Annotated in this window: 14 protein-coding genes; 9 read left to right on the forward strand and 5 right to left on the reverse strand. The window is 69.6% G+C overall.

Features of this window, described 5'->3' with window-relative positions; translation table 11 throughout:
- Positions 1–43 precede the first annotated feature (43 nt).
- Together ACFWP7_RS11685 and ACFWP7_RS11690 are read right to left on the reverse strand one after the other, a co-directional pair.
- Complete coding sequence (locus tag ACFWP7_RS11685; RefSeq protein WP_384379801.1) at positions 44–1,159, reverse strand: class I SAM-dependent methyltransferase; 1,116 nt, start codon at positions 1,157–1,159, stop codon at positions 44–46.
- Positions 1,160–1,286: 127 nt separating this feature from the next.
- Positions 1,287–2,441, reverse strand: a complete 1,155-nt coding sequence (locus tag ACFWP7_RS11690) for an acyltransferase family protein (RefSeq protein ID WP_384379880.1) — start codon at positions 2,439–2,441, stop codon at positions 1,287–1,289.
- 254 nt (positions 2,442–2,695) lie between these two features.
- On the opposite strand from ACFWP7_RS11690, the gene ACFWP7_RS11695 reads away from it, so the two are divergent.
- Positions 2,696–4,183, forward strand: a complete 1,488-nt coding sequence (locus ACFWP7_RS11695; protein ID WP_384379804.1) for a glycosyltransferase family 29 protein — start codon at positions 2,696–2,698, stop codon at positions 4,181–4,183.
- A gap of 240 nt (positions 4,184–4,423) precedes the next feature.
- A complete protein-coding gene (locus tag ACFWP7_RS11700; RefSeq protein WP_384379807.1) occupies positions 4,424–6,763 on the forward strand; it encodes a polysaccharide pyruvyl transferase family protein in 2,340 nt (779 codons plus the stop codon).
- Positions 6,764–6,904: 141 nt separating this feature from the next.
- Here ACFWP7_RS11700 and ACFWP7_RS11705 read toward each other — a convergent pair whose 3' ends face one another.
- Both ACFWP7_RS11705 and ACFWP7_RS11710 read right to left on the reverse strand, forming a co-directional pair.
- Positions 6,905–8,236 (reverse strand): alpha-2,8-polysialyltransferase family protein, encoded by a 1,332-nt coding sequence (locus ACFWP7_RS11705; protein WP_384379810.1) that lies wholly within the window; start codon positions 8,234–8,236, stop codon positions 6,905–6,907.
- A complete protein-coding gene (locus ACFWP7_RS11710) occupies positions 8,236–9,222 on the reverse strand; it encodes a glycosyltransferase family 2 protein (protein ID WP_384379813.1) in 987 nt (328 codons plus the stop codon). The genes ACFWP7_RS11705 and ACFWP7_RS11710 overlap by 1 nt, the downstream gene beginning before the upstream one ends.
- A gap of 177 nt (positions 9,223–9,399) precedes the next feature.
- Between ACFWP7_RS11710 and ACFWP7_RS11715 the strand changes: the two genes are divergently transcribed.
- The 5 genes from ACFWP7_RS11715 to ACFWP7_RS11735 all read left to right on the forward strand — a co-directional run bounded on the left by ACFWP7_RS11715 (position 9,400) and on the right by ACFWP7_RS11735 (position 15,541).
- A complete protein-coding gene (locus ACFWP7_RS11715) occupies positions 9,400–10,773 on the forward strand; it encodes a DUF6716 putative glycosyltransferase (RefSeq protein ID WP_384379817.1) in 1,374 nt (457 codons plus the stop codon).
- 41 nt (positions 10,774–10,814) lie between these two features.
- Entirely contained in the window at positions 10,815–12,134 is a 1,320-nt protein-coding gene (locus ACFWP7_RS11720) for a cytidylyltransferase domain-containing protein (protein WP_384379820.1), read from the forward strand.
- A gap of 14 nt (positions 12,135–12,148) precedes the next feature.
- A complete protein-coding gene (locus ACFWP7_RS11725; RefSeq protein WP_384379823.1) occupies positions 12,149–13,084 on the forward strand; it encodes an N-acetylneuraminate synthase family protein in 936 nt (311 codons plus the stop codon).
- Positions 13,085–13,113: 29 nt separating this feature from the next.
- Complete coding sequence (locus ACFWP7_RS11730) at positions 13,114–14,265, forward strand: hypothetical protein (protein WP_384379826.1); 1,152 nt, start codon at positions 13,114–13,116, stop codon at positions 14,263–14,265.
- An 85-nt stretch (positions 14,266–14,350) separates the two neighbouring features.
- Positions 14,351–15,541: a low temperature requirement protein A gene (locus ACFWP7_RS11735; protein WP_384379829.1), complete on the forward strand. Its 1,191-nt coding sequence runs from the start codon at positions 14,351–14,353 to the stop codon at positions 15,539–15,541.
- 11 nt (positions 15,542–15,552) lie between these two features.
- On the opposite strand, the gene ACFWP7_RS11740 is transcribed toward ACFWP7_RS11735, so the two are convergent.
- Positions 15,553–15,726: a hypothetical protein gene (locus ACFWP7_RS11740; RefSeq protein ID WP_384379832.1), complete on the reverse strand. Its 174-nt coding sequence runs from the start codon at positions 15,724–15,726 to the stop codon at positions 15,553–15,555.
- A 294-nt stretch (positions 15,727–16,020) separates the two neighbouring features.
- On the opposite strand from ACFWP7_RS11740, the gene ACFWP7_RS11745 reads away from it, so the two are divergent.
- A complete protein-coding gene (locus ACFWP7_RS11745; protein ID WP_384379835.1) occupies positions 16,021–17,307 on the forward strand; it encodes an amidohydrolase in 1,287 nt (428 codons plus the stop codon).
- Between the two features lie 335 nt (positions 17,308–17,642).
- Positions 17,643–18,698, forward strand: coding sequence for a BMP family protein (locus tag ACFWP7_RS11750; RefSeq protein ID WP_384379838.1), 1,056 nt, complete (start codon positions 17,643–17,645; stop codon positions 18,696–18,698).
- The last annotated feature ends 181 nt before the right edge of the window (positions 18,699–18,879 follow it).

Consider the following 18,879-nt stretch of genomic DNA (forward strand, 5'->3'; position numbering starts at 1 on the left):
CCGCTCAGCGCCGGGCCGACCGTCCGGCGGTGTGGAAAGCCGCTCAGCTCCCCGCCGACCGCCTGGCGGCGCGGGCCCGGCGGATAGCCCGGGTGACGATCGGTGGCAGCAGGTCCAGGGCGAGGGCGCGGGCGGCGCGGGTGCCACTGCGGCCCAGGGCAGGCGTACGGCGACCCTGCGAGGCCTGGCGGGGCTGCCGGGCCTGAGGGATCTGGCGAGTCTGCTGGACCTGAGGGGTCTGGCGAGTCTGCTGGACCTGAGGGGTCTGGCGAGTCTGCTGGGCCTGAGGGGTCTGCTGGGTCTGCTGGGCCTGCTGGGCCTGCGAGGCGGCGGCCGGGCCGGTCGTCACGGGTTCCGGATTCGCCGGGATCTCGGCGGCGACGGGTTCGGGGCTCTCGGTGTGGTGCCGGGACGGCGGGAAGGCCGGGGCCCGCATGCCCTTGGACTTGAGGCGGATGATGCGCTGCCCGGCCGCCTGCTGAACGCTGAGGTGGCAGTCATCCCGCTCCCGGGCCATGGCCAGCAGCTCCTCCTGGACGGACTCGGGATCGTCCCAGGTCCCGTACAGCTTCTGGGCGCTCAGGCAGACCGGGTGCAGACCCCTGCTGAGGACGGCCTCCCAGGCGGCCAGGGCGACGCCGGGCGTGTGCTCCGAGCGGAAGTCGTCCAGCACGACGATGCCGCCGGGCAGCAGCGCGTCGCGGGCCGCCTCGATGTCGCCGTACACGTGCTCGTACAGGTGCGAGGCGTCGATGTGGACGAACCGGCAGGAGCGGGGCCGGACCTCGGCCGGCACCAGCGAGCTGGGGCCCTGTAGGACGCGGGGCAGTTCGTCGTGGAAGGAGAGGTAGTTCTCCTCGAAGGCCCGCCGGGTGAGCGCCGCGTACGACTTCGTCGACTCCGCCTGATTGGCGTTGTCCGGGGCGTCTCCCTCGAAGAGGTCGCAGACCGTGTACCGCTCGCCCTCCTGGCGGTGGCGGCCCAGGAAGATCGCGCTCTTGCCCATGTACACACCGACTTCGAGCAGGTCGCCCCGTAGCCCCGCCGACTCCTGCCGGTCCAGGCACCAGTCGAAGAGCACCTGGTCGAGAACGGGGAACCAGCCCGGAACGTCGTCGAGACGGTGGGGCGGGCGGATGGCGGCTTGTGTGGCAGTCATGAGGAGAGAAGCACTCCCTTGTGCGGCAGTCCCAGGAATCTGTGCGAAGCCTAGGGGGCGGGCGACCACTGTTTTTCCCGCCTGCCCACGGAGAGAAATCCAAACTCACCACAAGGTGGATGTGACGTCAATCTGTGCTTTGTCGGGTTTTTTCGCCCAACGGTGGTGTCAGGGGCCGCGACTCGGCCAGCACCGAGCGCAGCCACGGCGTCAACGGCTTCTCCACGAACCGGTGGATCAGCCAGGCCAGCAGCAGCATCGTGGCGACCGTGAGCAGGAAGGTCCCGTACGAGGAGATGCGCAGGGTCTGGTGGTAGGCCTTGATGGCCACCCAGCCCAGGTGCTCGTGGACCAGGTAGAACGGGTACGTCAGGGCCCCGGCGACCGTCAACCAGCGCCAGTCCGCCCGGTTCAGCCAGCCGAGCGCGATCGCCGCGACGGCCACGAAGCCGAAGGCGACGACGAGCACGATGCCGAAAGCGGTGCGGTGGGCGAAGGTGTTCGGGTCCGCCGGGTTCCACAGCGAGCGCACTGCGTAGTGCTGCCCGATCAGGAAACTGACGATCACGATGCCCCAGGCGTAGATGTCGTACCGGTCGCGGTGGACGAGGTAGAGGCCCACACCGCCGATGAAGAACGGCGCGTACTCGGGCATCAGCACGATCTCAAGCAGGGGCATCTGCGCGCCCTGCGCGATCGCGTACGCCAGAGTCCAGCCCGCGCAGAACAGGATCACCCGCTGCCTGGTGGCCCCGGGCAGCACCACGAACAGTGCGAAGAGCGCGTAGAACCGGACCTCCGCCCACAGGGTCCAGCAGACTCCCAGCACCCGGTTCACGCCAAGGGGCTGCTGGAGCATCGTCATGTTGACGAGTGTGTCGCTCGGCGACACCGTGTGGTGGGCGACAACCGGCAGCGCGAACACCGCCGTGACCAGGATGACCGCCGCCCAGTAGGCCGGCAGCAGCCGCGAGGCGCGGGACGCGAAGAACGATGTGAAAGGCCGCCCCCAGCCGCTCATGCAGATCACGAAACCACTGATCACGAAGAAGACCTGGACGCCGAGACAGCCGTACGCGAAATACTCGTGAAGGGTGGGGAATTGTCGCTCCGCCGAGCCGCCCCAGGCTTTGGTGACTTCACCACCCCGACCGCCGTAGTGGTACGCCGCCACCATCAGGGCGGCGACGAGTCGCAGTCCGTCCAGGGCCCGCAACCGGGTCTCCCGACTCCTCGTCCGCTCCGGCGGCCGCGGTGCGTCGGGCACCGTCAGGGCGGTCATGGTGGTCACAAAATCCCCTCGGCGGGCGTGTCTGCGGGCGGGTTTGCCAGCACGCTAGTCCGACTCAGGGACAAGGCTTGGTTGACAGACCGGCGATTTACCCTCCGGATCAGATGAGTTCACCTGGAAGCCATGTTGGATTTCTGGATTTTCTCATCATTGCCTCTGGACAGGTAAATGTGCGCAAGATCGTGCCAACGGCCGGTAAGCAGCGGCGAAGAGGGCATTTGCCGGGCACCGAACTAAGGAGTGTCATGACGAGGGTCCGGAACAGCTGGGCACGTGCGCGCAGGAAAGAACTCGACGACTGCCTGCGTGCCTGCGCGGTCCACAGCGGGAAGCTCGTCGGCGACCTCGACCGCCGACGCACCGAACTCGCCGAGCGGCTGGGAAGCCTGCTCGCCGCAGGGGGCGTGTCCCCCGCTGTGCGCACCGTCCGCGCACCGGCCCCGGCGCGCGGCGCCATCGCCCTGCTCAAGCGCGCCGTCAAGGGTGCCGAGGCGCCCCCGGCCGAGATCGACGACGCACTGCTCGACGCGCTGCTGGCCGTCGCCGAAAAGGCGCTGGAGTGCGGTGACGAGGAGGAGCTGAAGCTTGCCCTGGTGGTCAGCGACGCCGTCCTGGCCGAGCGCAGGAAATCACGCGCCGGCTGGCGGCTGCGCGCCCAGACCCTCGATGCCCTCGACCGCGATGTCGAGGCGCTTGAGGCGTACGAGCAGTACCTCTGGCTCACCGACAGCGACAAATTCGGCCTCGGCCCCCGTATCGGCGTGCTGCGAACCGTGACGGGGCGGGAACGGGAACTGCTGGACCTGCTCAAGGGCCAGGTCCCGCGCGCCCAGGAGTTCGCCGGAGGCCGCCGCCCCGCCACCGAGCTGTGGGCCGAGGGACTCGCCCTGCACGCCGCCGGAGACCGGCCCCGCGCGGAGCCGCTGCTGGTCGGGGCGCTGCTCGCGCTGGCGGCCGGGGGCGCCACGGCGGGCGACCGGCAGGATCTGCTCAGTCAGTACATGGACCTGCGCACCGGTACGGCCGACGACGACCCTGCGGCACTCCCGTTGCTCACCAAGGAGTTCGCGCTCTATGCCGAGCAGCGCCGGCTCCGGATGCGCGGACCGCTCGCCGATCCCACCTTCGGCGGCGTGCGGTGGCTGAGCCTGGGGGAGTTCCGCAACCAGATCGCCGGCAAATCCGTCTGTCTGATCTCCAACTCAGGCCGGTTGGGTGGCAGTTCGATGGGCTCCGAGATCGACGCGTACGACCTGGTGGTGCGCGCCGACTCGTACCGGATCGACGCCGAGCACACCGGCATCCGCACCGACATCCACGCCACCGGACACAAACACGGCCTCAACTGGGACAAGCCGGTGATGACACGCATCGTTCTCGGGGGCAACTCGAACGACTGGAAGTACTCGCTGCGCAACCGTCTGGTGCCCGGAGCGCAGCAGTGTGTCGGCGACGAGTCGTTGCGCTGGCCCGTACGGAACGTCGGCAAGATCGGTGCGGACCGCTTGTCGTCCGCCCCGACCAGCGGCTTCAACGTGCTGTGGCTGCTGGATTTCCTGGATGTCAGTCCGACCCTCGACCTGATCGGCTCCGACTACTACGAGAGCGGTGCGAGCCAGGCCGCGGGAGCCTTGAAGCCGGACCTCACGCCCGGTTTCGCGTTCGCCGACGAGAAGGAATGGGTCCTGGGGCGGGCTCGGAGTGCGACCGGCACGCGGATATCCCTGCGATGACCACGGGCGGGCTGTCCGAGGCGGGCCTTGTCATGCGCCCATGTTCGGTGAGGCTGTTGTTTCCCTTCAGCATCCCGGGAGTCCACCTCGGTGTCGGGTTGCCTGCTCACGGTTCCCCGGGCTTCTCCGTCCGGCCCGGTGGTTACGTATCCTGCATGAATCGGCAGCCATGAGTCGGCAGCGAGAAGGCGCGGGCCATGGAGCGGCCCACAGCGTCTCCGGCGTGAGGAATTCCCTGAGATGACCACCAGCCCGATATCGGCCCCGGCGGCTCCCGCAGCCGACCACGGCTCCGCCCGCGCCCTGACCGGCAAGCGGCGCATCGCCTTCGCGAGCTTCGTCGACGAGGACAACCTGCCCGGTTTCCTCGTCCTGCTGCGCTCGCTGGCTCTGTCGAACCCAGGCGTCTGCGAGGACTTCATCGTCCTCCACGAGGAGCTGAGCCAGGCCTCCGTCGCCGCCATGCGCGAGCTGCACCCGCGCGTGGTCCTCCGCCGTGTGGACGCCGACAGCTACGACGCGTACGCCAAGGGTGACCAGGACAACAACCTGGTCCGCAAGGCGTACCTCCCCCTCGACGTGTTCCGCGTCCGCGACTACGACACGGTGATCGCCCTGGACACCGGCATGATGGTCCTCGGCCCGGTCACCGAACTCCTCGCCCTGCGCCACGGTCTCGCAGCCGTCCCGCGGCCCCTTGACGACGACAAGGTCCGGGTGTTCGACGGCGGTCCGCTCGTCATCCAGAAGGAGTACCTCACCGACGAGGTCTGCGCCACGATGGACGAGATCGGCCGCAGCGGCACGTACGAACTCGACAGGCACGGACCGGGCGTCATCAGCGCTCTCTTCGACGGCGACCTCGTCGGCCTCGACCCGAGGTACGGCCTCGTCGAGGGCAGCCTCTCCGGCGACCTTCCGCTCCCGCAGGACACCGCGGTAGTGCACTTCACGGGCCGGGACAAACCCTGGCAGGGCGGTGCGACCGGACACGGCCGGGCGCGGGAACGGTGGGCCGAGTTCGACATCACCGACGCCGAACTGCACGCCGCCTACCTCGGGTCGCCCGGCCCCCACCACCACGACCTGCTCGTCCACTACGGCACCCCGCACGTCGAGCGCACCCGCGACGTCGGCACCGCCCGCCGGGTCGCTCTCGCCCACATAGGCGCCGGTGACTACCAGAGCGCCGTCGACATCATGGAGCGCGTGCACATCCCGGTCGACGAGGCCTGGCCCCACGAGGTCTACGGACAGGCCCTGATGAGCCTCTCCCGCTACGCGGAGGCCCGCGCCCAGCTGCTCCTCGCCGCCGCCGCCCCCAACCGGGCGGCGACCGCACTCTCACGGCTCGCGCAGATCGCCTGGGTGCACGGCGACGACGCCCAGGCGCAGAAGTACGCCCTGTCAGGGCTCGACATGGAACCCATGCACAAGGCCAGCCGCACCTGGCACCGGCGCGCGATCGGTGTCCCCGTCCAACAGGCGGGCAGCGCCGGGGACCAGCTCGCCCACGTGGCCTTCTACATGGACCGCCAGGGCAACGCCGGTGACAAGCTGCTCCCGGAGAGTGTCCGGCTCGCGTTCGGTCCTGAGACCACCGCCCGCCGCTGGCACCCCGTGCACGCCCACCGTCTCTTCGACGAGGCGGCCCTGGAGCGCGTCAACGCCCGCAGGGGGCTGGTCATCGGGGGCGGCGGCCTGTTCATCCCGGACACCATGCCCAACGGCAGCAGCGCCTGGCAGTGGAACGTTCCCGACGAGCTGCTGAGCCGCATCGACGTACCGATAGCGGTCTACGCGGTCGGATTCAACGCCTTCGACGGCCAGTCCTACCGGGCGGAGAGGTTCCGGTCCTCGCTGAGCCGGCTCGTCGAGCGGTCCTCCTTCTTCGGGCTGCGCAACCACGGCTCGATCGAAAAGGTCCGCGCGATGCTGCCGGACCATCTGCACGACAAGGTGCGCTTCCAGCCCTGTCCGACCACGGTCACCCGCCGGCTCGTCGCGGACTGGCAGGACCCGGCCGAGCGCGAGGACACCATCCTCCTCAACGGCGCCTACGACCGTGCCGGACTGCGCTTCGGCCACGACTACGGCTACTTCCTCGCCCAGCTGGCCAAGGCCGTCCCCGAGCTCGGGAAGCTCGCCGAGGTCAAGTGCGTCGCGCACTCCCTCGACGACGAGAGGCTCGCCTTCGACCTGCGCCGCGAGCACGGCGTGTCGTTGCCCGTCATCCCGATGTACGACTTCGAGAACGACGAGATCCGTGCCGTGTACGCCCGCACCAAGCTGGTCATCGGCATGCGGGGACACGCCGGCATGATCCCGTTCGGCTGCGGTACGCCCATCATCAGCCTCATCTCGCACCCGAAGATGACGTACTTCCTGCGTGACATCGGCCGGCCCGAGTGGGGCGTCTCGGTGCACGACCGCGACCTCGCCGAGCTGCTCGTGGAACGCTCCCGCGATCTGCTGGACGACCACCCGAAGACCGTCGCCGACGTGCACGGTCTTCAGCGGGAACTGTGGACGATCACCCAGGCGAACGCCGCGGACCTGCGCGTCATCCTGGCGGGCTGAACCCACCCGGCGGCTCACCGGCGGCCCGCGGGGCGGCGTACCGAGGGCGGGCGGACCACCAGCCGGTCCGCCGCCCGCCCTCCATGCGCTGTTGCGCGGCGCCCGCGCTCAGCGGCGTACCGCCTTGCGCGGCGCCCGCGCTCAGCGGCGTACCGCCTTGCGCAGCGCGCGCGCCTGTCGCACCACTCGACGCGCGGTGGGGTTGCGGGGCACGAAGGCCAGCCGCTCCGGGAAGCCGCCAGGAAGCCCGAGCGAGGTGAGCCTGCGGCGCCTGAAGTAGCGCTGGGTGCGCGGCCCGAAGTGCTGGGAGAGATAGCGCTCCGTCGCCGGGCGCAGACGCGGATTGACCTGGGGCTGCATGGTGAACCCGAGCGTGGTGACCAGGCCGTCCAGTTCGTCGGCGGGGATGGCGGTGATCCCCTTCCTGTCGTCCAGGTGCGGCAGCAGCGCGTCGGCCAGCGCGACCGGCACACGGTTGCTGTTCTGGTAGGGCGTCAGGCGTTCCAGCATCAACTCGGTCCCGACGCTGGCGACCGGCAGGTCGTAGAAGGCCGACGCCGTGAACAGCGCGGTGGAGAAGCAGCCGATCACCAGGCCCGGCCGGGCCTTCTCGAACAGCACCTCGGCCAGCACGGGCGTGTCCAGGACGGTGAGTTCGACGCCCAGCTTGCCGGCCTCGGCCTCCAGAGCGCGGCTGTAGCGGGCCGGCGCGGTCGGGTGCGGCTTGAAGACGATGGCACGGTGCCCGCGGTCCACCGCCCCTCGCATCATCCGCACATGCAGGTCCTCCTCCTCCTCCGGGGAGATGATGGACAGCGCGGACAGATACTGGCCGAGCAGGAGCGCCGCATGGTCGGGCAGGGCGGGCAGCTCCGGCAGGGCGTCGGCGAGCCTGCTCATGACCTTCTGGAACGCGGCGGTCGGTACGACCTGCGCGGGCACGTCGAACTCGGTCAGCAGCAGCGGCGTCAGCCCGGGTACCAGGTCCAGGTGCAGCAACCGCCGCACGCGTGTACCAACCAGCGGGTCGAGCTTGTTGCGGGTGGGGCCGTAGCTCATGAGCCCGTCGGCGTAGACATCGACGGGTGCATCGGTGAACAACTGTGCTAGCGTAAGCGCGGGGTTGACCTGGATGGATTCCAAGGCCAACTCCACTTGATCGTTGCCGAGATCCCACAACAGCCGTAGATACCGCTCCAGTAGCGGGATGTCGTCGTTGCGCGGTGACCAGGCTCCGGGGTGAAACGGACGGATCGCTTCATTCCATGAAATTACGGCGTCGAAGTGATCGCTCAGCGAAGCGAACCCCGGCATCTCGTCAACTGCGGGAGTGGTTTCCGGTGTTGCCGAGTTGTTGAACACCAGGAGCAGACGGCGGTCCGCCACGGCGAACTGGTCGGACTCGATCGCGGCGACCAGAGTGGCGGCGCCGTACAGCGTCGAGGCGCAGAAGATCTGGGTCTTGCGGGGCATCAGGCAGCCGCCTTCGCAGTGGTGATCCGGCGTCGCAACCGCCGCAGCTTCGAGGAACGACTCAGATCCATGGTGTCGAGGACCTCGCCGAGCATGTCCTGAGGCATCCGCTTTATTGCCGCCGCACTCATCGACCGCAGCTGCCTGGCGACGGCCGGCTCGAACTTGTTGATCTCCGACAGGTGGTGGGCGATGATCGCGCAGTACGTCCGCACGGCCTTGGGCAGCAGCCGATCGGCCTCCGGGTCCGCGGCGGTGTCCTCGATGACCTGATCGAAGGCGCGGATGAAGTCGAGTTGACGGACGTCACCGATCTGAGTGAGCGAGGAGGCGACTCCCCGCCGGTAGAAGATGCCCAGCAGGCTCACCACGGCGAACGACTCCGCCTCGCGGTGCAGCTTCCAGATCCACGGCCGGTCCTCGGCGGTGCGCAGCCCGTCGGTGAAGTGCAGCAGACCCCGGTCGAGCAGCCTGCGGTGGTAGGCGCCGGCCCAGGCGTAGGCGTAGTCCACCGAGGTCGACCGGTCGGCGGGCAGAATCGCCTCGCGCGGATTCAGCACCTCTTGGCGTCGCCCGTGCGGGACCCGGTGCACGCTACGGGCGCGGGCCGTGGCCTGCACATGGTCGGTGCGGATGAAGTCGCAGCCAAACCCCTCGATGGCCGAGACGAGTTCGGTGAGGTAGCCCGGTGCGAGCCAGTCGTCGCCGTCAAGGAAGGTCAGGTACTCGCCGTTCGCCGCGTCGAGGCCGGTGTTGCGCGCGGTGGCGAGCCCCCCGTTCGTCTTGTGGCGGATATGGCGCACCTGGGCGACCTTCGAGAGTTCGCCGACCGCCCGTTCGAGGATCGCCGGCGTCTCGTCCTTCGAGTGATCGTCCACAAGCACGAACTCGAAGTCGGTCCGGGCGTTCAGGTGCAGACTCCGGAGGGTTTCCGGGGCGTACTGCTGCACGTTGTAGAACGGCACGACGACAGAGAGCTTCGGCATGCCGACGGGCGCGGGGGAGGGCTCGGCCGAGGAGCTTTCCGTAAGGGGTACGGAAGGTGAACTCGACGTGTCGGGAGGGGGCATTGCGTGTACTTCCTGGTCCTCGAGGGGCTAGTTGGGCTTTTGGGAGTGTGCTGTTAACTTCTTGTTGAGATTCGATTGGGTCAAATCTAAGAAATGGTTCCTAGCGTGTTGGGCGTGCCACCAAGTACAACGAGTACAACGAAGCCCCCGCGGATCGCGGTACTCGCGGACTCCGACACCCGCTGGAAATGGGGTGCGCTGACCGCGGACCGCATTGCCCCTGGCCCGTCCATGGAAGCCGGATCGCGCGCCGACGCGCAAGTCGGTGCCTCCCTGAGCGGATTCCTGCTGCGCGGCCGGGCCACGCCCACGCCGCGCCAGCTGGCGGAGGTGGGTGTCCGCGCCGATTCCATCAGGGAGGTCACGGCCGTAGAGTTCCTGCGCTGCATGGAGCAGGAGTCGTACGACGTCGTCGTCCTCGCGCTGGTCGGCGGGGCCGTCCAGGCCATGCTGCACGGGCTGCGGCGGATCTGGGAGGGGCGCGCCGAGCGGCCCGTGATCGTCACCGGCTACGTGGGTGTCGTATACGAGAAGCTCGCCGACGGACTGCTGCTGCGGCACGGTGCGGACCTTGTCCTGGCCAACTCCCGCCAGGACGCGGACCGTTTCCGAGGTGTGTACGAGGGAGTAGGTGCCGACGCCTCGGCGGTCACGGAGGTTGCGCTGCCCTTCCTCGGCGGAGCCCCCTACCGCAAGGGGAACGACCCGTACACGGTCGTCTTCGCCGCCCAGCCCTCCGTACCGGACAGCCGCAAGGACCGTACCTACCTGCTCGACCGGCTGATCCGGCACGCGAAGCTGCACCCGGACCGCGAGGTGCTGCTCAAGCTGCGCTCCAAGCCGGGTGAACACACCACACACATCGAGGAGTTGCCCTACCAGAAGCTGGTCCAGAAGCTGGATCCGCCGGCCAACTTCCGCCTCGTCTACGGGCACATGGGCGAGGTCCTCGACCGCACCGACCTGCTCATCACCATCAGCTCCACGGCCGCCCTGGAGTCCCTGCACCGCCGTATCCCCACCGTCGTCCTCAGCGACCTCGGGGTGCGCGAGTCGCTCGGAAACCATCATTTCGTGGGATCGGGATGCCTGGCATCCTGGGACCAGCTCGACGACGGATACCAGCCCTCGCCCAACGCGGCCTGGGTGTCCCGGCAGGGCGTCGCCGCCGATGGGTCGTACGAGACGGCCTTCGACGTCGCCCGGTTCCGCATCAGTGAGCTGCTGGAAGCAGCCGCACTCCCGCCCCTCGCCCCCTACTACACGCCCGTCACCGCGCCCGGGTACCTCCCCGGTATCCTCGCTCGCCACCACCTCGGCCCGGACGGCACCCCGCTGCCCGGCGCCCCCGCGGCGGACCGTGAACCCAGTCCCGTACGGCAGATAGTCCGCCGAGCCGCCCGTGGCGCCTACCGCCACGGTGTCCAGCGCGTGGCGCCGGTCATCCGGCGGATGGGCGAGCTGTGAGCGCCCCCGTCCCACGCGTCCCTCGTCAAGGAGAACAGCGAATGTCCAACTCGGAAGCCGGTCAAGCGGGTCAGAAGGCGCCGGTGCGCCGCGTACTCGCGGTGATTCCCGCGCGCGGCGGCTCCAAGGGCGTCCCCGCGAAGAACCTCCTCCCGGTCGGAGGGGTGCCGCTGGTGGCCCGCGCCGTGCGCGAGTGCCGCGCCGCGCGCCTCGTCACGGACGTCGTGGTCTCCACCGACGACCAGGCGATCGCCGCAGCAGCCCGCCAGGCCGGCGCCGAAGTGGTCCTGCGCCCCGCCGCCATCGCCGGTGACACCGCGACCTCCGAGGCCGCCGTCCTGCACGCCATGGACGCCCACGAGGCCCTGCACGGCTCGCCGGTCGACGTGGTCCTGCTCGTCCAGGCCACCAGCCCGTTCATCATCCGCGAGGACATCGACGGGGTCTCGGCCGCCGTCGTGGAGAACGGCGCCGACACCGCGGTGACCGTGGCCGCCTTCCACGGCTTCATCTGGCGCGACGCCGACGACGAGGCCACGGCCATCGAGGCCTCGTCCACCACGGCCACCGCTTCGGTGGACGGATCATCGGTGACCGTTGCCAACAAAACGGTCACAGGCGGCGGTTACGGCGTCAACCATGACAAGGCCTTCCGTCCGCGCCGCCAGGACCGACCCCAGGACCTCCTGGAGACCGGTGCCGCATACGCGATGGACGCGACCGGCTTCCGCGAGCACCAGCACCGCTTCTTCGGGCGTACGGAGCTCGTGCGCACCGACCCCGCGCGGGTGCTGGAGATCGACGACCCGCACGACCTCGCCCGCGCGCGGGCCTTGGCGCCCCTCTTCGACGCCAACCGCCCCGGCACACTCCCGACCGCCTCCGACATCGACGCGGTCGTCCTCGACTTCGACGGCACCCAGACCGACGACAGGGTGCTGATCGACTCCGACGGACGGGAGGTCGTCTCCGTGCACCGCGGCGACGGCCTCGGCATCGCGGCCCTCCGCAAGAGCGGCCTCTCGATGCTGATCCTGTCCACGGAACAGAACCCGGTCGTCGCCGCCCGGGCCCGGAAACTACAGATTCCGGTGCTCCACGGCATCGACCGGAAAGATCTCGCACTGAAGCAGTGGTGCGAGGAACAGGGCATCGCGCCCGAGCGCGTGCTCTACGTCGGCAACGACGTCAACGACCTCCCGTGCTTCGCCCTGGTGGGCTGGCCGGTGGCGGTCGCGAGCGCCCACGACGTCGTGCGCGCCGCCGCACGCGCGGTCACCACCGTCCCCGGCGGCGACGGCGCGATCCGAGAGATCGCCAGCTGGATCCTCGGCCCTTCTCTCGACTCCCTCGACAAGTAAGGAACCACACCCCCATGAGTAACTCCCGTCTGCGCAGCTTCGGTTCGAAGACCGCCGGCCCCGGCCACCCGGTCTACGTCGTCGGCGAGATCGGCATCAACCACAACGGCGAGCTGGAGAACGCGTTCAAGCTGATCGACGCCGCCGCCGAGGCCGGCTGCGACGCCGTCAAGTTCCAGAAGCGCACCCCGGAGATCTGCACCCCGCGCGACCAGTGGGACATCGAGCGTGACACCCCCTGGGGCCGCATGACCTACATCGACTACCGCCACCGGGTGGAGTTCGGCGAGGACGACTACCGCAAGATCGACGAGTACGCCAAGAGCAAGAACATCGACTGGTTCGCCTCCCCGTGGGACACCGAGGCCGTCGCCTTCCTGGAGAAGTTCGACGTACCGGCCCACAAGGTCGCTTCCGCCTCCCTCACGGACGACGAGCTGCTGCGCTCGCTGCGCGCCACCGGTCGTACGGTCATCCTCTCCACCGGCATGTCCACCCCGAAGCAGATCCGTCACGCGGTCGAGGTCCTCGGCTCGGACAACATCCTGCTCTGCCACGCCACGTCGACGTACCCCGCGAAGGCCGAGGAGCTCAACCTCCGCGTCATCAACACCCTCCAGGCCGAGTTCCCGAACGTCCCGATCGGCTACTCCGGTCACGAGACGGGCCTGCAGACCACCCTCGCGGCGGTCGCCCTCGGCGCTACCTTCGTCGAGCGTCACATCACCCTGGACCGCGCAACATGGGGCTCCGACCAGGCCGCCTCCGTCGAGCCGCAGGGCCTCGTCCGCCTTGTCCGCGACATCCGCACCATCGAGGCCTCCCTCGGTGACGGCGTCAAGAAGGTCTACGAGTCGGAGCTCGGCCCGATGAAGAAGCTGCGCCGCGTCACGGGCGTCGTGGCGGAGGCGGAGATCGCCGACGCCGCCGGTGAGCCGGTCTCGGTCTGAACCCCTTAGGACGGGACGGTCGTACGTCGATGAGCCCCCGCGCCGGTTTTTCCGGCCCCCCCACTCTCGCCTTCGTCGAGAGTCCGGTACAGCTCCTGAACGTGCTGGAGTGGGCGCACGCCCATGCCCTCCGGCCCGCGCAGGACGGTGCTCCGGCGCCCGGCGGGGCGCCGGCCGGGGAGGCCGCCGGTCCGCCCGGCGCGGGGCTCACCCTTGTCGTCCTCTCGCCCAACGACCCCATGACCCGCGGCCAGTTGCGCCGCATGGCGGACCTGGCCCGCGACGAGGGCTACGAGGTCCGCTGGGAGGAGGCGCGCAGCGGCACCGCGGCCCCCTTCCAGACGATCGGCGGCCTCGCCCCGCTGTTGCGCAGGGCGCACCGCATCGTCATGGGAGACCCGTTCTCCCGCTACGTACAACTCCTGCTGACCATCACCAGGGCCCGCGACCTGGTGGTCGTGGACGACGGCACGGCGACGATGGAGTTCGTCGCCCAACTGGCCCGCGGTGAACGCCTGGTGCGCTGGCACCGGCGCGGTGGCCGCCCCGGCCCGCGCGACCTGCTCTTCGCGCCGGTCTCCTCCTCGGCGCGCCGCCGCCTCACCCCCTCCGCGAGACGCTCGGTGGAGGTCTTCTCCTCGATGCCGATCGACTCGGCCCCGGAGGGCGTCCGCCTCACCTCGAACGACTTCTCCTGGACCCGCGCCCGCTTCGGCCCGCCCCGCATCACCAAGGGCGCGGACATGGTCGGCACGTCCCTCGTCGAAACCGGCGTCGTCGACCCGGAGCACTATCTGGAAGCGGTCCGCACCCTCGCCAAGGCCCACGGCGCGACCCGGTACTTCGCGCACCGCCGTGAGAGCACCGAGAAGCTGCACCGGCTGGCCACGGAGATCGGGCTGGAGATCGTCCGCCCGGACCTCCCCCTCGAACTGATCGCCCGCCGGGGCCCCATCGGCTCCACGATCCTCAGCTTTCCGTCGACGGTCGTGCACACCCTGCCGCTGGCGCTGGTCGGCACCGAGGTGCGGGTCGCGGTGTGCGACATCGACCCGGCGTGGCTCACCAAGAGCGCGTCGCCCCGGGCGGAGGGGTTCCTGTCGGGGGTGACGGGGACGGCGAGGGACGTGACCCGGTTGTCGGCGGTGACGGTGACGCCGGTGACGGTGACGCCGGTCTGACCCGGTGCCGCGTGCCGCTCCGTCCTGTCTTATCGTTTCCGTTCCTGTCATTGTGGCGGGACGGCCGGGCAGGGGAGGGGGAGTCGTGGCGACTCGGAGTGAGCGGTCGCGGATGGCGGCCACGGGGGACGACCACCGGGTGACACCGGCGGAGCTCTTCTTCGACCTGGTGTTCGTGTACGCGATCACTCAGGTCACCGCGCTGATGGCGGCGGATCCGACGGCACTGCGGCTGCTCGGCGGGGCCGTGGTGCTCGCGCTGCTGTGGTGGTGCTGGTGCTGCTTCGCCTGGCTGGGCAATGTCGTGAGGGCCGACTCCGGGCCGGTGTTCGGAGTGCTCATCGCCGTGATGGCGGTCGTACTCGTCGTCTCGCTCACCGTGCCCGAGGTCTACGCCGACGCACCGGGCGGCCTGCCCGCACCCCTCGTGTTCGTGCTCTGCTACGGCACGGTCCGCATCCTGCACCTCGTCACGTACTGGCTCTCCGACCGCGAGGACCAGGCCCTGCACGCCACCCTCCGCCGGACCGCCCTGCTCTCGGTGGCACCGCCGTTCGTGCTGCTCCTGGTGGGCAGCACCTTCACCGGGATCACCCAGATCCTGATCTGGCTGGGCGCCGTACTGATCGACTACCTCGGCATCTATGTCACCGGATCGTCGGGCTGGCGGGTGGCCTCGCCCGGGCACTTCTCCGAACGCCATGGACTGATCGTCATCATCGCCCTGGGCGAGTCGATCGTCGCCATCGGCGTCGGAGTGTCCGGACTGCCGGTGAACGCCCCGGTGCTCCTCGCGGCCCCCGCGGGCCTGCTGGTCGTCGCCGGGCTGTGGCGCCTGTACTTCCGCCGGATCAGTGAGCCCGCCGAGCACCGCCTGGCGGGCCTGGAGGGCGACGACCGCACCCGCTTCGCCCGCGACGTCTACACCTTCCTCCACCTGCCCCTCGTAGCCGGAGTGGTCCTCACCGCCCTCGGCATGAAGAAGACCCTCCAACAGGTCGCCGACACCCATCACCACGACCTGTCCGAGCCGCTCCACGGCGTAGTGGCGTGGGCGCTCACCGCCGGCGTCGGCCTCTTCGTCCTCGCCGCCGCAGCCATCCTGCTCCGGACCACCGGGCGGGCCTTCGTGGCTCTCATCGCCGGAGGGCTGCTCCTCCTCTGCGCGGGCCCCGCGGTCGCCGTCGTGCCCGCGCTGCTCGCGCTCACGCTGCTGGCCGCGGTCGTGGCGGCCCTCGTGTTCCTCGACCGGCGGACGGCCGACGGCGGGTCTTGAGCAGGCCCAGATCAGAGGGCGGCGGCCCGCAAGCCGATCAGCACGGCGGCCACGATCGCGAGGACGGCGGCAGGGGGCATGCTCTTGAAACCGCCGACGCGCAGGTGCGTGCCGTGGTCACGCTGTTCTCGCTGAGCGACGGTCCGCTGCGGCACGGTGAGCCGGCCGAGCTGATCGACAGTCACGGTGTGTGCCGGAGCCGACCCGGGGCGGTGACGGTTCCGGGATCACGGGGCTGGTTGTGAGACCGTGGGGAAGGAGTACGGGAATGGGCTCGGGTACCTCGGGCGTTTCCGCTGGGGAGTCCCCGGGTGGTCCCCGACGGGCCGGCTCAAGATCCGATCACCCGGAAAGCCGGGTGAGTTTACCCATCCTCACCAATACCTATGCGTTGTGCGGCCAGATTTTCTTCCCCTAACAGGTTGAACTTTTGTTGATCGTGGGTCAGTTGGCCGCCCGATCGCCCTACCCTTCAGAGGGTGAACCAAGTGACGTCCCGAGAGTCCGAGGCCGATCTCCCCGGGGAAGCCGTGCTCCCCGGCGCGCTGCCCGAGGCACTGCGCGCCGAACTTGTCGCGTTCCGCCGCGACTTGCACATGCACCCCGAGCTCGGCAACCAGGAGTTCCGCACCACCGCGGCACTCAAGGCCCGCCTGGAGCTGGCGGGCCTGGAGCCGCGCGTGCTCGACACCGGTACCGGACTCGTCTGTGACATCGGTGGCCGGGACGGCGCAGGCCCCATGCTCGCCCTGCGTGCCGACATCGACGCGCTGCCCATCCCGGACACGAAGACCGAGTGCGCCTACCGGTCGACCGTGCCCGACCGTGCGCACGCCTGCGGACACGACGTGCACACGTCCGTCGTGCTCGGCGCCGGTCTCGTCCTCGCCGAGCTGCACCGCGAGGGGCGGCTGCCGCGTCCGGTGCGGCTGATCTTCCAGCCCGCGGAGGAGGTGCTGCCCGGTGGCGCCCCCGACGCGATCGAGTCGGGCGTCCTCGAAGGCGTCGGGCGGATCATCGGCGTGCACTGCGACCCCAGGGTCGACGCGGGGCGCATCGGGTTGCGGCACGGCGCCATCACCTCCGCGTGCGACCGGCTCGAAGTCGCACTCGACGGCGCCGGCGGCCACACCGCGCGCCCCCACCTCACCACCGACCTCGTCACCGCCGCCGCGCGCGTCGCCACCGACGTTCCCGCCCTGGTCGCCCGCCGCACCGACGCGCGCAGCGGGCTCGCCGTGACCTGGGGGCGCATCGAATCCGGGCACGCCTGCAATGTGATCCCGAACCACGCCGAGCTCTCCGGGACCGTGCGCTGCCTGGACCTGGCCGCCTGGCGGGCCGCGCCCGACCTGGTGCACGCGGCGATCGACGAGATCGCGAACCTCTACCGCGCGAAGTCCGCGATCAACTACATCCGTGGTGTTCCGCCCGTCGTCAACGACCCGGCCGTCACCGACCTGCTGCGGGCCGCCATGACCGCCCGGCGGGGTGTGCACTCTATCGAGGACACCGAACAGAGCCTGGGTGGCGAGGACTTCTCCTGGTACCTGGAGCACGTGCCCGGCGCGATGGCCCGGCTCGGGGTGCGCACGCCCGGCGAGCGCGCCCCCCGCGACCTGCACCAGGGTGACTTCGACGCCGACGAGTCGGCGATCACGGTGGGCGTGGAGCTCTTCACCGCGGCGGCTCTCCTCGACGGGGAGCCCCTGCTCGGCGCGGAGTTTCTCCTCGACACGGAGCCCCTTCTCGACACCGGGGCGTGAGGGAAGGGCGCGACCCCCGTTCACCTCCGGGTCGCGCCCCTCGCCCCCGTTCCGGTAGCGCCCCGCACCCCTCCGTCGTAGCGTGGGCTCCGGAGACTCGTAACTGCTTGCCCAGTCACGCATGCCGCGCAACCCGCACACGGATCGTCACCGGAACGGCAGGTGTTCTGTCCCCAAGTGCGCCTTTCGACCCCATAGTTCACAGGGACGTAACCGGCCATCGGCACGAATGGATAACGGCCAGGCGAAACACCGTTCCCTGAACTGTCTACGCGCGTTAATGTGCGCCGAACTCAGCACCCACTGCGGGGCTTTGGAGAATGGGGAACCTTCAGATGCGTCGGATATCCAGCCTGACCCGTGTCGCGGTGGGGGTCGCGTCGCTCGCACTCGCGGCCACGGCCTGTGGCGGCACCAGCAATGATGCAGGCGGCAGCAGCAGTAGCGAGAGCAGTGGCGACCTGGGTCTTGCCATCGCCTACGACATCGGCGGCAAGGGCGACCAGTCCTTCAACGACGCGGCGTACGCGGGCCTGCAGAAGGCGCAGAAGGAGTACGGCTACAAGACCGCCGACATCGAGCCCACCGACGGTGAGACCGACGCCGACAAGGAGCAGCGGCTCGCCTCGCTGGCCAAGCAGGGCTACAACCCGGTCATCGGTATCGGGTTCGCGTACGGCCCCGCGTTGACGGCCGTCGTGAGCAAGTACCCCGACACCACCTTCGGCATCGTGGACTCGGAGGTCGAGGGTGCCAACGTGGCGTCCCTCGTCTTCGCCGAGCAGGAGTCCTCCTACCTCGCCGGAGTCGCCGCCGCCAAGGCCACCAAGACCAACACCGTCGGCTTCGTCGGCGGCGTGGACATCCCCCTGATCCACAAGTTCGAGGCGGGCTACAAGCAGGGCGTCGAGGACACCAACCCCAAGGTGACCGTCCTGTCGCAGTACCTGACGCAGACCGCCGAGGAGGGCGGCTTCTCCAGCCCCGACAAGGGCAAGGCGGCCGCCGAGGGCCAGCTGGAGAAGAACGCGGACGTCATCTACCAGGCCGCCGGCCTCTCCGGGCAGGGTGTGATCGAGGCCGCCGCCAAGGACAAGAAGTGGGCGATCGGCGTTGACTCCGACCAGTACAACCAGGAAGCCCTCGCCCCCTACAAGGACTACATCCTGACCTCCGCGCTCAAGGACGTCGGTGGCGCGGTGTACTCGCTCGCCAAGTCGGTCAAGGACGGCAAGCCGCTCACCGGCACGCAGACCTTCGATCTGAAGGTGGACGGCGTCGGCCTCGCCGACAGCAACCCGAAGATGGCGGAGATCTCCGGCCTCACCGACGCCGTGGCCAAGGCCAAGGCGGGCATCATCGACGGCACGATCAAGGTCAAGACCGAGTAGCGACCCGCCTGTACGGGCGAACGCGAACAAAGTCACATCAGGCGGGCGGGTGCCGGAAGGTGCCCGCCCGCCGCCGTGTCCGTCGCAGGTCACCCACCGCCACCGCGCCTTTGCGGTCGGCAAGGCTCGACCCACCAAATGAGCGCCGTCGGGCACAGCCACATAACAAGGTGGACAGAAG

Source organism: Streptomyces sp. NPDC058470 (assembly GCF_042721055.1).
GTDB lineage: Bacteria > Actinomycetota > Actinomycetes > Streptomycetales > Streptomycetaceae > Streptomyces.

Excerpts from the sequence above, each read along its gene's own strand:
- ACFWP7_RS11695 (WP_384379804.1), top strand. The coding sequence starts at position 2,696 with ATGACGAGGGTCCGGAACAGCTGGGCACGTGCGCGCAGGAAAGAACTC.
- ACFWP7_RS11700 (WP_384379807.1), top strand. The coding sequence starts at position 4,424 with ATGACCACCAGCCCGATATCGGCCCCGGCGGCTCCCGCAGCCGACCAC.
- ACFWP7_RS11750 (WP_384379838.1), top strand. The coding sequence starts at position 17,643 with ATGCGTCGGATATCCAGCCTGACCCGTGTCGCGGTGGGGGTCGCGTCG.
- ACFWP7_RS11725 (WP_384379823.1), top strand. The coding sequence starts at position 12,149 with ATGAGTAACTCCCGTCTGCGCAGCTTCGGTTCGAAGACCGCCGGCCCC.
- ACFWP7_RS11720 (WP_384379820.1), top strand. The coding sequence starts at position 10,815 with ATGTCCAACTCGGAAGCCGGTCAAGCGGGTCAGAAGGCGCCGGTGCGC.
- ACFWP7_RS11730 (WP_384379826.1), top strand. The coding sequence starts at position 13,114 with ATGAGCCCCCGCGCCGGTTTTTCCGGCCCCCCCACTCTCGCCTTCGTC.
- ACFWP7_RS11715 (WP_384379817.1), top strand. The coding sequence starts at position 9,400 with ATGGTTCCTAGCGTGTTGGGCGTGCCACCAAGTACAACGAGTACAACG.
- ACFWP7_RS11690 (WP_384379880.1), bottom strand. The coding sequence starts at position 2,441 with ATGACCGCCCTGACGGTGCCCGACGCACCGCGGCCGCCGGAGCGGACG.
- ACFWP7_RS11710 (WP_384379813.1), bottom strand. The coding sequence starts at position 9,222 with ATGCCGAAGCTCTCTGTCGTCGTGCCGTTCTACAACGTGCAGCAGTAC.
- ACFWP7_RS11705 (WP_384379810.1), bottom strand. The coding sequence starts at position 8,236 with ATGCCCCGCAAGACCCAGATCTTCTGCGCCTCGACGCTGTACGGCGCC.
- ACFWP7_RS11685 (WP_384379801.1), bottom strand. The coding sequence starts at position 1,159 with ATGACTGCCACACAAGCCGCCATCCGCCCGCCCCACCGTCTCGACGAC.